We start from the raw sequence: 12816 nt of genomic DNA, 5'->3' as shown, positions 1-12816 counted from the left end.
CGGACGTACCCCGGCGCGCACACGAGAAGAGACAGACGTTGGCGACTGACACCCGGCGCTCGCGGCCGGTTCGCACGATCGTGCTCCTGACGATCTTGACGATCCTGCTGCCCTTCGGCGCCCTCTTGGCTGGTTGGCAGCTCGACGGAAAGTCGAGCGATAATCCGGACGGCGCGAGCCTGGCCCCTGGCCTCGCACTCGACCTGCAGGGTGGCACCCAGATCATCCTCCAGGCCGTCACGTCCGACGGGTCCGAGGTGACCCCGGAGGCGATGCAGGAGGCCATCGGTGTCATCCGGCAGCGGGTGGACGCCAACGGCGTCACCGAAGCCGAGATCGCGAGCCAGGGCAGCAACCAGATCGTGGTCGAGATCCCGGGCGTGGTCGATGACGAGACCATCGCGCTGATCTCCAAGGCCGCGCAGATGAAGTTCCGCCCGGTCCTGACCGTGGGCAACCCGATCCCGACGGTGCAGCCGTCGGCGTCCCCCAGCGCTCCCGGCGACGACGCCGAGGGCAAGGGTGATGAGAGCGCCCAGGGCGACCAGAGCAGGGCAGAGCTCGAGAAGAAGGCTGCCGAGGAAGCCAAGGACGTCGACCCGACGGACCCGAGCGACCTCGCCCAGATCACCCCGGCGGTCCAGCAGCTCTTCGACCAGCTCGACTGCACCGACCCGAAGAACCTGCAGGGCGGTGGCGGCGACCACCCGGACCGCGTGCTCGTCACGTGCGACCAGACCGGTGTGGCCAAGTACATCCTCGGCCCCGTCGAGGTGGACGGCACCGACCTGACCACCGCCACTTCTGGCCTGGTGCCGGGCGCGAACGGCACGGTCTCGAACGAGTGGGGAGTCACCCTCGACTTCGACTCCGAGGGCGCCACGAAGTTCCGCGAGACCACGGAGCGCCTGACCCCGCTGGAGCCTCCGCGCAACCAGTTCGCCATCGTGCTGGACGGCCTGATCGTCTCCGCGCCGAGCAGCAACGCGGCGATCACGAACGGCCAGGCGGTGATCTCCGGCTCCTTCACCCGCGACTCGGCGGCAACGCTGGCCAACCAGCTGAGCTTCGGTTCGCTGCCGCTGACGTTCGACGTGAACGGCCAGAACCAGATCTCGGCCACCCTGGGCTCGGAGCAGCTGCAGCGCGGTCTGTTCGCCGGCCTCATCGGCCTGGCCCTGGTCGTCGTCTACTCGCTGTTCCAGTACCGCTCGCTCGGCCTGCTGACGGTGATGTCGCTCGTCGTCGCCGGTGCCATGACCTACGTCGTGATCGCACTCCTGAGCTGGGGCATGGGCTACCGCCTCTCCCTGCCAGGTATCGCGGGCCTGATCGTGGCCATCGGCTTCACCGCCGACTCGTTCATCGTGTACTTCGAACGCGTCCGCGACGAGCTACGTGACGGAAGGTCGCTCCGGCTCGCCGTCCAGCGTGGCTGGCAACGTGCCCGCCGCACCATCTATGCGGCCAAGGCCGTGAACCTGCTGTCGGCGGTGATCCTGTACTTCATGACGGTCGGTGGGGTGCGCGGCTTCGCGTTCACGCTGGGTCTGACCACGATCATCGACGTCATGGTGGTCATCTGGTTCACGCACCCGGTCATGGAGCTCCTGGCCAAGGTCCCGTTCTTCCGTGACGGGCACAAGGCGTCGGGCCTCTCGCCCGACCGCCTCGATGTCGAGCCACGGTACCGGGGCGCAGGGAAGTTCGCCGGCTCCAAGCCCGTAGCCTCGGATGCCCCCGGCGCCGACACTCCGGACCGGGAGCGCGAGCTGGTCTCGGCGCAGTCCGTCGCCCCGGCGCCGCGTGCTGCCGAGGACGGCCGCAGGATGACTATCGCGGAGCGGCGTGCCGCCGAACGCAAGGCTGCCGCCGAAGCGGCTCAGAACGAGGAGAAGCACTGATGGCTCGCGGCGGCTTCGCCCAGTGGGGCAACGACCTCTACACGGGGCGTCGGTCCTACCCGATCATCCAGAAGCGGGGCATCTGGTTCTCGATCGTCGGCCTCTTCTCGGCCGCGTCGATCCTCGTGATCCTGGTCCAGGGGCTCAACCTCGGTATCGACTTCCGCGGTGGCTCCGAGTTCACCGTCTCCGGCGTGTCCAGCACGGACGAGGACATCGCCCTCGACGCGGTCGGGGAGGTCGCCCCTGGCGAGGAGCCGCACATCAGCCAGGTGGGTCCGGACGCCGTCCGCGTCCAGGTCTCGCAGCTCGACTCGGAGGGCACGGACCAGCTCCAGGACGCCCTGGCGCAAGCCTACGGTGTGGAGACGACCGAGGTCACCTCGAACTTCATCGGCCCCACCTGGGGTCAGTCGGTGAGCATGCGGGCCCTCTGGGGCACCGTCGTGTTCGTCCTCGCCGCGGCGGTCTTCATGGCCGTCTACTTCCGGGCGTGGCGCATGTCGGTGGCCGCCATCGTGGCGATGCTCCTGGACGTCCTGGTCTCGGCCGGCGTGTACGCGCTGATCGGCTGGGAGGTCACACCGTCGACGATCATCGGCTTCCTGACCATCCTTGGCTTCTCGCTCTACGACAAGATGGTCGTCTTCGACAAGGTCCGCGAGAACTCGGTCGCACTGACCGAGCAGACGCGCAGCACGTACGCCGAGCGGGCGAACCTCGCGGTGAACCAGACGCTGGTCCGGTCCATCAACACCTCCGTGGTGGCGCTGCTGCCGGTCGCGGGCATCCTCTTCGTGGGTGGCTTCCTCCTGGGCGCCGGCACGCTGAAGGACATCTCGCTGTCGCTGTTCGTGGGCATCGCGGTGGGCGCGACGTCGTCCATCTTCCTGGCCACGCCGCTGGACGTGGCGCTGCGGGAGAGCGAGCCAAAGATCGCCGCGCACACCAAGAAGGTCATGGACCTGCGTGCGGGCCTCGTGGCGGAGGGCGCCGACGAGAGCATGCTGGCCGCCGCGGCGTCCGGTTCCGCGCAGCTCGTCCCGGGACATCACCAGGGACATGAAGCTCAGCCCAAGCGTCGCCGGTAGGCTCCGCTTCGTGGCAGACGACATGACCGACGTCGCCCTCTCCGGCCTGCTGCCGGAGAGGGCGACGCGCGTTCGCAACCTGATCGTGGACGTCCCTGACTTTCCGTCCCCAGGCATCCTGTTCAAGGACATCACCCCGCTCCTTGCTGATGCCCAGGGGCTGGCCGACGTGATCGAGGCGTTCACGCGCCTTGCCCTGGCCGACGGCAGAGGTGGGACGGGCGGGATTGATGTAGTGGCGGGCATGGAGGCACGCGGCTTCCTGCTCGGCACGCCCGTTGCCCACGCGCTCGGGCTGGGGTTCCTGCCCCTGCGCAAGGCGGGAAAGCTCCCGCCACCCACGGAGAGGGTGTCGTACGACCTGGAGTACGGCTCGGCGGCCATCGAGCTGCGCTCGGGAACACTCACCCCCGGTGCGCGTGTTCTGATCATCGACGACGTCCTCGCAACGGGTGGTACGGCTGCGGCGGCCGCACAGCTGGTGGAGCAGTGCGGGGGAGTGGTAGCCGGGCTGGCTTTCCTGCTCGAGCTGGAAACACTCCACGGGCGGGACAGGCTTGCACGCTACAACGTCGATACTCTCCTGCGGGTAGGCGCGTCGTCCGGCGACTGAGCCGACCGGACGGGGCATAGAGGTCCAGGGCTAGACTGGCGACTCCGGGTTCGACCCGGGGAAGGAGGCGCGTACATGGCTGAGAACACGGTGTCACGCGCTCCTGTGCCTGAGAAAAGCTCGTCGACGCCGCCAGGTGGCAACCGGATGCGGAACCGGCTGGTGCGCCTCGGGGTGCGCAGCGTGAGCGGCGGTACGCCCGCGGCGATCGAGCCGCTTCTGCAGGCCGTCCGCAGCAACCACCCCAAGGCCGACGTCGCACTGATCGAGCGTGCCTACGTCGTCGCGGAGAAGGCGCACCGCGGGCAGATGCGCAAGAGCGGCGACCCGTACATCACGCACCCCGTCGCGGTGTCCACGATCCTGGCGGAGCTCGGCTTCGAGGGGACGACGATCGCGGCCGCGCTGCTGCACGACACGGTGGAGGACACCGACTACGCGCTGGACACGCTGCGCGGCGAGTTCGGCGACGACGTCGCCCTGCTGGTGGACGGAGTCACCAAGCTCGACAAGGTGAAGTACGGCGACGCGGCGCAGGCCGAGACCGTGCGCAAGATGGTCGTGGCGATGGCCAAGGACATCCGCGTGCTGGTCATCAAGCTGGCCGACCGCCTGCACAACGCCCGCACCTGGAAGTACGTGCCGTCCAAGTCGGCCGAGCGCAAAGCCCGCGAGACCGTCGAGATCTACGCTCCGCTGGCCCACCGGCTAGGCATGAACACGATCAAGTGGGAGCTGGAGGACCTGTCCTTCCAGGCCCTGTACCCCAAGGTGTACGACGAGATCGTGCACCTCGTGGCCGAGCGGGCTCCCGCGCGTGGGGAATACCTCGGCGTGGTGAAGGGCCAGATCGAGTCGGACCTGCGCAGCTCCAAGATCAAGGCGACCGTCACCGGCAGGCCCAAGCACTACTACTCGATCTACCAGAAGATGATCGTCCGCGGTCATGACTTCGCGGAGATCTACGACCTGGTCGGCACCCGGGTCCTCGTGGACACGGTGCGCGACTGCTACGCGGCGCTCGGCGCCATGCACGCGCGGTGGAACCCGGTTCCTGGCCGGTTCAAGGACTACATCGCGATGCCGAAGTTCAACATGTACCAGTCGCTGCACACGACGGTGATCGGTCCGGGTGGCAAGCCGGTCGAGATCCAGATCCGCACGCACGACATGCACCGGCGCGCGGAGTACGGCGTCGCGGCGCACTGGAAGTACAAGGAGAAGACGCCCGCCGGCGCGGGTGCCAACGACCCGAAGAACCAGGACATGGCCTGGCTGCGCCAGCTCGTGGACTGGCAGCGCGAGACCGCCGACCCGGCGGAGTTCCTCGACTCGCTGCGGTTCGAGATCGGCGGCGACGAGGTCTACGTCTTCACGCCGAAGGGCATGGCGATGGCGCTGCCGGGTGGTGCGACACCGGTCGACTTCGCGTACGCCGTGCACACGGAGGTCGGCCACCGCACCATGGGCGCCCGCGTGAACGGCCGCCTGGTGCCGCTCGACTCGCCGCTGGAGAACGGCGACGTCATCGACATCCTCACCTCGAAGTCGGAGACGGCGGGGCCGAGCCGGGACTGGCTCGGGTTCGTGAAGTCGCCGCGGGCGCGGAACAAGATTCGCCAGTGGTTCACCAAGGAGCGCCGCGAGGAGGCGGTCGAGACCGGTAAGGACTCGATCGCCAAGTCCATGCGTAAGCAGGGTCTGCCGATCCAGCGCCTCATGTCGCACGAGACCCTGGTCGGTGTCGCGGACGAGATGAACTACCAGGATGTCTCCGCGTTGTACGCGGCCGTCGGCGAGGGGCAGGTCTCGTCCGCCCACGTGGTGGACAAGCTCGTCAAGGCGCTCGGCGGTGCGGGCGGTGCGGAGGAGGACGTCGCCGAGGCGACCCGGCCCGGCGGCCTCACCGCCCGGCGCGTGCGGTCGGGCGACCCTGGCGTCATGCTCAAGGGGGCCGACTCCGCCGACGTGTGGGTCAAGCTCGCCAAGTGCTGCACCCCGGTGCCGGGCGACGACATCGTCGGCTTCGTCACCCGTGGCCAGGGCGTCAGCGTGCACCGCACGGACTGCGTGAACCTGGACGGGCTGCGCAAGCAGCCGGAGCGGCTGGTCGAGGTCGAGTGGACCCAGGGCGCCAACACGATGTTCCTGGTGCAGATCCAGGTCGAGGCGCTCGACCGGTCACGGCTCCTGTCGGACGTGACGCGGGTGCTGTCCGAGAATCACGTGAACATCCTGTCGGCCTTCGTCTCGACGTCGGACGACCGGCTGGCGGTCTCCCGGTTCATCTTCGAGATGGCCGAGCCCGCGCACCTCGCGACGGTGCTCACGGCCGTCCGAAAGGTCGAGGGCGTGTTCGACGTGCACCGCATCACCGGCACCAAGCCGGTGGAGCGGACCCACCTGCCGGTCTGACGGGGCACGGCTCGACGGCCTAGGTCGTCCCGGGTGCACCCGGGAGCAGCTCGCCCAGGTCGAAGAGGACCGGCTCGTCGAGCTGCTCGTAGGTGCAGGACGCCGGCTCACGGTCCGGGCGCCAGCGCTTGAACTGGGACGTGTGCCGGAACCGGCTGCCCTCCATGTGGTCGTAGCCCACCTCGAGCACGCGCTCCGGCCGCAGGGGCGTGAACGACAGGTCCTTGCCGGAGCTCCAGCGCGACTGCGCTCCGGGCAGCCGGTCCCCGGCCTCTGCCTTCGTCGGGTCGGTCCAGCCGTGCCAGGGGTGCTCGTCCGCCGCGGGTGTCCCTGGCTCTACGAGCAGCGGTGCCAGCTCGGTGATCAGCTCGGCGCGCCGGGTCGCCGAGAACGACGCCGCGACGCCGACGAACTGCAGGCGCGGCTCGTCGTCGGACTCGTCCCACAGGCCCAGCAGCAGCGAGCCCAGCACGGGCTGCTCCGGGGTCGAGGTCTTGTGCAGCCGGTAGCCCGCCAGCACGACGTCGGCCGTGCGGGTGTGCTTGATCTTGAGCATCGCGCGCTTGTTGGGCGCATAGGTGCCGTCCGCCGGCTTGGCGACGACGCCGTCCAGCCCGGCGCCCTCGAACGAGCCGAACCACTCCTGGGCCACCGCGGCGTCCAGGGTGCGCGGCGTGGCGAACACGAGCGGGCCCGTCAGGCCCAGCCCGTCCAGGGCCGCCAGCCGTTCGGTGAGCGGCCGGTCCATGAGCGACTCGTCGCCGAGCGCGAGGACATCGAACACGACGAGGGCCGCCGGCGTGGTCTCGGCGAGCATGCTCACGCGCGACGCAGCCGGGTGGATACGCTGGGAGAGCAGCTCGAAGTCGAGGTGTGCCGCGCCCCCGCCCGGCGTCTGGGCGATGACGATCTCGCCGTCGACCACGCACCGGTCCGGGAGCGCCTCCCGGACGGCAGCGACGACGTCCGGGAAGTAGCGGTCCATGGGCTTGGTGTTCCGGGAGTCGATCCGGACATCGGAGCCGTCGCGGTACACGATGGCGCGGAAGCCGTCCCACTTCGGCTCGTAGACGTAGGCGGGACCGACGTCGGTCTCCGCCTGGGCCGGGATCGACGCGACACTCTTGGCGAGCATCGGCCGGACCGGTGGCTGCACGGGCAGGTTGAGTGTGGTCACGGTACGAGCCTGCCTCAGCGCGGCACGTAGCGCAGGTAGACGCACCCGCTCGCGAACGTCCGGGTGTCGACGAGGCGCAGGCTGAGCCGCGCATCGGGAGGTAGCGCCGACAGGCCACCGCCCAGCACCTCGGGGTAGACGAAGAAGCGGAACTCGTCGACGAGCCCGGCCCGGATAGGTTCGGCGGCCACTGTGGGCCCACCCACGGAGACGACGCCGGGCGCGCAGTCCGCGATCCGCCGCAGCTCGCCGAGCTGCAGGTCACGCACGAGCCGGGTCCGCGCCGACGTGATGGCCTCCTCGGGCAGGGACGACGACGCGACGACCTTCTCAACCCCCTGCCAGATCTCCGCGTACCGCGACGTGTGCGGTTCCGGGTCGGGGCCGGGTTCGTAGGTCTCCCAGTAGACCATCGTCTCGTACATGCGCCGCCCGTGGACGTAGACGGCGACGTCCGCCTCGATCTCGTTGATGAACGCGAGCACCTCGTCGGTGGGGTCGGTCCAGTCGAACTTCCCCTCGGTGTCGACGGTGTACCCGTCGGCGGACATGTTCGCGAAGTAGCTCAGGGTTCCCATGCCTGGTCCGACGGCGCGGTGGGGCAGAACTCATCGGTGCACGAGTGTGCGAGCCGCTGCGGGCTGGGCCATCGTGGAGGTGAACGGTCAGCCCGAGCGGAAGGAGCAGCCATGCCGAAGCGTGACCCAGGACCGAGCGTCAAGGACAAGGAGCTGTACGAAGAGCTGCGCGACGAAGGCAACTCCAAGGGGAAGTCGGCGCGCATCGCGAACGCGGCGGCGAACTCGTCCCGCGAGAGCGTCGGTCGCAAGGGCGGGAAGTCGGGCGACTACGACGACTGGACGGTCGACGACCTGCGCAAGCGCGCGGCCGAGATCGGCATCGAGGGCCGGTCCACGATGCGCAAGGACGACCTGATCGAGGCCCTGCGCACCCACTGACCTGGCCTGGCCTGGCCTGACCTGGCCTGGTCGGCTGGCCGCCACGCGATTGTCTGCGTGCCATGCCATCTTCCGCGCAACGGCAGTCGGTTCCGCGGAGGATGGCATGGCCAGTGGAGCATGGCGTGCCGCTCAGCTCTCCCGGTCCCGGTCCTTGTCGCGGCTGGGCTGCACACGCTTGGGCTCGCCCGGCATCTTCGGGTACTCCGGCGGGTAGGGCAGGTCCTCGAGCCCGTCGGCCTCGTCGCGGACCGCGAGCTCGAGAGCGGCGTCCAAGGAGCAGTCCAGACCCGGGTCCCTGTCGGCACGCAGCGCGGCGAACAGGTCGCCGCGCTCGGCGAACCGGGCCGGCGCGCTCAGGACGTCGAAGTCGTCCGGATGCACCTCGGCGACCTCGTCCCAGTCCAGCGGCATGGAGACCGTGGCGTTCCCGTTGGCGCGGATCGAGTACGCCGAGGCGATGGTGCGGTCGCGAGCCATCTGGTTGTAGTCCACGAAGATGGCCTCGCCCCGCTCCTCCTTCCACCACCGGGTAGTGACCTGGCCGGGCAGCCGGCGCTCCAGCTCCCGCCCGATGGCGATGGTGGCCCGCCGCGCTTGCGTGAACGTCCACCGCGGCTCCACCGGCACGAACACGTGCAGTCCTCGCCCGCCGGACGTCTTGGGATACCCCGTCAGGTTCAGCTCGCCCAGCAGCTCCCGCAGGTGCGGAGCCACCGCGGCCGCATCGGAGAAGCTGGTGCCCGGCTGCGGGTCCAGGTCGATACGGAGCTGGTCGACCGCCTCGACGTCGTCGCGCCGCACCGGCCACGGGTGGAACGTGAGCGTGCCCATGTTGGCGGCCCAGGCCACCACCGCCGGCTCGGTGGGGCACACCTCGTCCGCCGTCCGGCCCGACGGGAACGCGATGGTCGTCGTCTCGACGTAGTCCGGTGCGCCCTTCGGAAGGCGCTTCTGGTAGAAACCGTCGCCCTTCGGGTCGTCCGGCTTCGGCGTGCGCGTCGCGAGGTGCGCGCCCTCGTGCCAGCCCTTGGGCCAGCGCTCCAGTGTCGTGGGGCGGTGCAGGAGGGCGCCGGTGATGCCGTCCGACACGGCGACGAAGTACTCGACGACCTGGAGCTTGGTGATTCCACGGGGGAAGACGACGCGGTCAGGGCTCGTGACGCGCACCGTGCGGCCCGCGACGTCGAGCTCCACCGGGGGTGTCTTGGATCCGGCCATGGACCGAACCTAGCCCGCCAGCTGCTCCAGCGCTGCTGAAAGCGCCCGGCGCGCCGCGGGACGGCCGATCACGCGGGCCCGCCGGTCGAGCCGGCGAGCCGCCTGCCGCAGGTCCACGCCACGCTCCGCCAGGGTGACGAGCACGGGCACCGCCACGTCCAGCGGCGCCGTGCACGCGACGTCGACGGCGGTGCGGGCCATCCCGGTGACCGCCACTCCCGCGAGCCGGACCGTGTCCCGCGTGAGCCCCGGTGCCCGCCGAGTGACCCGCCCGGGGCGGGGCGCCGGATAGTGCGTGTCGGGGGAGTAGGCGAGCTCGACCGGCGCACCGGTCGGCCAGGCGGGGGCAACGACGCCGTCGTACAGCCCTGTGTGCACCCATGCGGCCGTCGAGGCGGCCAGGACGCACCGGGCGGGTACCTCGCCCGCGAGCGCCAGCGCGCGGTGCCGGGACCTGACGACGGAGCCGGCGGCCACCGCCGCGCCGTCGTGCAGCACGACCAGGGCACCGGAACGACGCAGGTCGGACCAGGCCACCGGGCCACCGACGTGCGCGGGTGTCACCACGAGGGGTGCGGGCGCCTCGTGGGGGTCCAGGAGCGCGGCGAGGGAGGTGCGCGGGGACGGCATGCGCAGAACCTATGCGCAGCGGGCCCGGTCGCGCAGTGCGACCGGGCCCGCTGTGGACAACTCGGGAGGCGTCAGCCTCGGGAGTCCTCCGCGGCCTTGACCACCTGTTCGAGCCACGAGCGACGGGCCGCGACCGCCGCCTCCAGCTCGGACACCTTGCGCTTGTCGCCCTTGGCCTGGGCAGCCGCGAGCTCCGCCTCAAGACCCGCGATCGCCGACTCGAGCTGCGCCGCGGCACCCTCGGCGCGCGCACGCGTCTCCGGGTTGCTGCGCTTCCACTGCGCCTGGTCGGCGTCGCGGACGGCGGTCTCGACCGCCCGCAGCCGACCCTCGACACGCTGGATGTCGCCACGCGGGACCTTGCCGGCCTCTTCCCAGCGCTCCTGGAGGCCACGCAGCGCCGCCTTGGCCTTGTTCAGGTCCTTGACCGGCACCAGCGCCTCGGCCTCGGCGAGCAGCTCCTCCTTGACCTTCAGGTTCTCGCCGTACTCCGCGTCGATGACCGCGTTCTCGGCGTCCCGCGCCTGGAAGAACCGGTCCTGAGCAGCCCGGAACCGGGCCCACAGGGCGTCGTCGTCCTTGCGGGAGGCACGGCCAGCCTCCTTCCATCGCGTCATGAGGTCGCGGTACGCACCGGCCGTGTAACCCCAGTCGGTGCTGGTCGACAGCGACTCCGCCTCGGAGACCAGCTTCTCCTTCTCGATCTTGGCGGCGCTGTTGCGCTGCTCCAGATCGGCGAAGAAGTGCCGGCGCTCGCGGTCGAACGCGGTGCGGGCGTGGCTGAACCGCTTCCAGAGCGACTCCTCCGTGGGGCGGTCGATGCGCGGACCGGAGCGCTGCGCGTCCTTCCAGCGGTCCAGCAGGGTGCGGAGCTCCTCGCCCGCTGGGCGCCACTGCATCTTGCTCGGGTCGGTCGCCGCGAGCTTCTCGGCGGCCTCCACGATCGAGGTCCGGGCGGCGACGGCCTCTGCCTTCGCGGCGGAGCGCGCCTCCTCGAGCGCGGCCCGGCGCTCCGTGGCCCGGCCGCGCAGCGCCTCGACCCTGCCCCGCAGTGCGTCCAGGTCGCCGACGGCGGCCGGCTCGGTCGTCTCCTCGCGGAGCTTCTGGAGCGTCTGGTCGATCTCGCGCACCGACAGGTCGGCGCTCTCCAGGCGGGCCTCGAACAGGCCGACCTTCGCGGCCAGGTCGAGGTACCGGCGCACGTACAGCGCCAGCGCCTCCTCGGTGCCGACACCAGGGAACTGGCCGACGATGCGTTCGCCCGCGGACTCGCGGACGTAGACGTTGCCATCGTCGTCCACACGGCCGAACTTCTCCGCCTCGGCGTGCGCGGCGGCGTCGGCGGCTACCGGCGCCACGGGGGTCTGCGCGGAGGGAGCTGCCTGCGCCGCGGGAGCCGAAGGCGCGCCGGGCTTGGGCGGACGCGGCCTCGCGAGCGCGGCCGGCGACGGGATCGCCGACGGCTTCGGGGTCGCGGGCTGGGGGTCGGGAGCAGACGCCGGGGCGGGCGCCTCCTCGGCGGGAGTCACGTCCTCGCCAGCCGGCGCAGGAGTCTCTTCCGTAGGTGCCTCGGCCACGGCGGCTTCCTCCGCGGGAGCTTCCTGTGCGGGAGTCTCGGGAGTTTCCTCCGCGGGAGCTTCCTGTGCGGGAGTCTCGGGAGCTTCCTCCGCGGGAGCTTCCTGTGCGGGAGTCTCGGGAGCTTCCTCCGTCGGAGCCACCTGTGCGGGCGCCTCCGCGACGACCTGCTCCTGTGCGGGGGCCGCGGTAGCCGCCCCGACGGTCTCCTCCGGCGCCTCCACCTCGGCTGCCTCGGTCACCTCAGCCTCGGTCACCTCGGCTGCCTCAGCGGCCTCGGTCACCTCGCTCACCGCCTCGGCGGAAGATTCGGCTGCGGTCGGAGTCTCGGCCACTGGCTCGGCGGGCGCGTCCTGCTGGACGGGCTCGGACGAGCGAGAAGTGGGTTCGCTCACTGGGTCTCAACTCCTTCGATGGTGACCGGGGTGACGGGCGCACCGTCAGATGCACCGCCCGCCGCTCCCGCGTCAGCGACTGCCTGGACGAAGTCCAGGCCGGATGTGATCGTGCCGAAGACCGTGTACCCGCCGGCGGCGTCGGAGGGGATGGTCGATTCCTCGTAGACGAGGAAGAACTGGGAGCCCATGGACTCAGCGTCTCCGCCGCGGCGCGCCATCGCGACCGTGCCGGCGGGGTAGACGTCGTTCTGCGGGGCGTTCTCGACGGGGCCGAACGAGTAGCCCGGGCTGCCGGAGCCGGTGAACGTCGGGTCGCCGCACTGGAGCACGAAGATGCCCTGCGTGACGAGGCGGTGGCAGCCGGTGTTGTCGAAGTAACCGCCCTGGGCGAGCGTGACGAAGCTGGCGACGGCCTGCGGGGCGCTCTTGCCGTCGAGCTCCAGGACGATGTCGGCCTCGGTGTCCCCGGAGCAGGCCTGCAGCGTGACGGTCCAGGTGCGGTCCTCGGCGACCGACGGATCGGCGAGCTCGTAGTCGTCCCGCGCCTCCTCGACACCTGCTGGGCAGGCTCCGGTGGCGTCGTCGGACGCGGTGCCGTTGTTGTCGACCAGGGCTGCGATCACGAAGGCGCCGACGAGTGCGAGTACCGTGAACAGCGCGATCAGGCCCCAGAGGCGCTGCTTGCGGGCGCGCTTGGCCGCCAGCCGCTGTGCCTGCTTCTCTGCCTGCCTGGCCTGCTGTGCGCGCTGCCGCTGATTGCTGGACGCCACCGCGTTCCCCTTCTCCGTGCTCTCTCGTGCTCGCCTTGACCCGGGGGCTTGGCCGCGCTGGAC

General features: G+C 70.5%; 11 protein-coding genes. 5 read left to right on the top strand and 6 right to left on the bottom strand.

The features are described from left to right. Positions 1-38 precede the first annotated feature (38 nt). From secD to APR04_RS13465, 4 genes are all read left to right on the top strand, one after another. Entirely contained in the window at positions 39-1904 is a 1866-nt protein-coding gene (gene secD / locus APR04_RS13480) for a protein translocase subunit SecD (protein ID WP_253871043.1), read from the top strand. Next, positions 1904-2995: a protein translocase subunit SecF gene (gene secF, locus APR04_RS13475; RefSeq protein ID WP_253871041.1), complete on the top strand. Its 1092-nt coding sequence runs from the start codon at positions 1904-1906 to the stop codon at positions 2993-2995. Before secD ends, secF begins: the two co-directional genes overlap by 1 nt. A gap of 22 nt (positions 2996-3017) precedes the next feature. Beyond that, positions 3018-3608 carry an adenine phosphoribosyltransferase gene (locus tag APR04_RS13470; RefSeq protein ID WP_253871332.1) on the top strand — a complete coding sequence of 197 codons (591 nt, stop codon included), beginning with the start codon at positions 3018-3020 and terminating at the stop codon, positions 3606-3608. 75 nt (positions 3609-3683) lie between these two features. Beyond that, positions 3684-6023: a RelA/SpoT family protein gene (locus APR04_RS13465; protein WP_253871039.1), complete on the top strand. Its 2340-nt coding sequence runs from the start codon at positions 3684-3686 to the stop codon at positions 6021-6023. 19 nt (positions 6024-6042) lie between these two features. On the opposite strand, the gene APR04_RS13460 is transcribed toward APR04_RS13465, so the two are convergent. Together APR04_RS13460 and APR04_RS13455 are read right to left on the bottom strand one after the other, a co-directional pair. Next, the gene (locus APR04_RS13460) at positions 6043-7200 is read right to left on the bottom strand and encodes an ATP-dependent DNA ligase (RefSeq protein WP_308292351.1); all 1158 of its coding nucleotides are present in this window, start codon (positions 7198-7200) and stop codon (positions 6043-6045) included. 14 nt (positions 7201-7214) lie between these two features. Further along, complete coding sequence (locus APR04_RS13455; RefSeq protein WP_253871037.1) at positions 7215-7778, bottom strand: dihydrofolate reductase family protein; 564 nt, start codon at positions 7776-7778, stop codon at positions 7215-7217. 111 nt (positions 7779-7889) lie between these two features. Here APR04_RS13455 and APR04_RS13450 point away from each other — a divergent pair, with 111 nt between their 5' ends. After that, a complete protein-coding gene (locus APR04_RS13450; protein ID WP_253871035.1) occupies positions 7890-8159 on the top strand; it encodes a DUF7218 family protein in 270 nt (89 codons plus the stop codon). A 132-nt stretch (positions 8160-8291) separates the two neighbouring features. Here the strand turns inward: APR04_RS13450 and APR04_RS13445 are convergent, their stop codons facing one another. From APR04_RS13445 to APR04_RS13430, 4 genes are all read right to left on the bottom strand, one after another. Then, on the bottom strand, positions 8292-9380 hold the full coding sequence (locus APR04_RS13445; RefSeq protein WP_253871033.1) for a DNA polymerase domain-containing protein: 1089 nt from the start codon (positions 9378-9380) through the stop codon (positions 8292-8294). A gap of 9 nt (positions 9381-9389) precedes the next feature. After that, the gene (locus APR04_RS13440; RefSeq protein ID WP_253871032.1) at positions 9390-10010 is read right to left on the bottom strand and encodes a hypothetical protein; all 621 of its coding nucleotides are present in this window, start codon (positions 10008-10010) and stop codon (positions 9390-9392) included. Positions 10011-10081: 71 nt separating this feature from the next. After that, a complete protein-coding gene (locus tag APR04_RS13435; RefSeq protein ID WP_253871030.1) occupies positions 10082-11980 on the bottom strand; it encodes a DUF349 domain-containing protein in 1899 nt (632 codons plus the stop codon). Continuing rightward, positions 11977-12753 (bottom strand): peptidylprolyl isomerase, encoded by a 777-nt coding sequence (locus APR04_RS13430; protein WP_253871028.1) that lies wholly within the window; start codon positions 12751-12753, stop codon positions 11977-11979. Before APR04_RS13430 ends, APR04_RS13435 begins: the two co-directional genes overlap by 4 nt. Between the last annotated feature and the right edge of the window lie 63 nt (positions 12754-12816).

The organism is Promicromonospora umidemergens, from assembly GCF_024171995.1.
In the GTDB taxonomy this organism is placed as follows: domain Bacteria; phylum Actinomycetota; class Actinomycetes; order Actinomycetales; family Cellulomonadaceae; genus Promicromonospora; species Promicromonospora umidemergens.
This window is presented reverse-complemented; position numbering and strand designations above follow the sequence as displayed.

Coding starts and splice junctions, on each gene's coding strand:
- secF (WP_253871041.1), top strand. CDS start 1,904: ATGGCTCGCGGCGGCTTCGCCCAGTGGGGCAACGACCTCTACACGGGG.
- APR04_RS13470 (WP_253871332.1), top strand. CDS start 3,018: ATGACCGACGTCGCCCTCTCCGGCCTGCTGCCGGAGAGGGCGACGCGC.
- APR04_RS13465 (WP_253871039.1), top strand. CDS start 3,684: ATGGCTGAGAACACGGTGTCACGCGCTCCTGTGCCTGAGAAAAGCTCG.
- APR04_RS13455 (WP_253871037.1), bottom strand. CDS start 7,778: ATGGGAACCCTGAGCTACTTCGCGAACATGTCCGCCGACGGGTACACC.
- APR04_RS13450 (WP_253871035.1), top strand. CDS start 7,890: ATGCCGAAGCGTGACCCAGGACCGAGCGTCAAGGACAAGGAGCTGTAC.
- APR04_RS13445 (WP_253871033.1), bottom strand. CDS start 9,380: ATGGCCGGATCCAAGACACCCCCGGTGGAGCTCGACGTCGCGGGCCGC.
- APR04_RS13440 (WP_253871032.1), bottom strand. CDS start 10,010: ATGCCGTCCCCGCGCACCTCCCTCGCCGCGCTCCTGGACCCCCACGAG.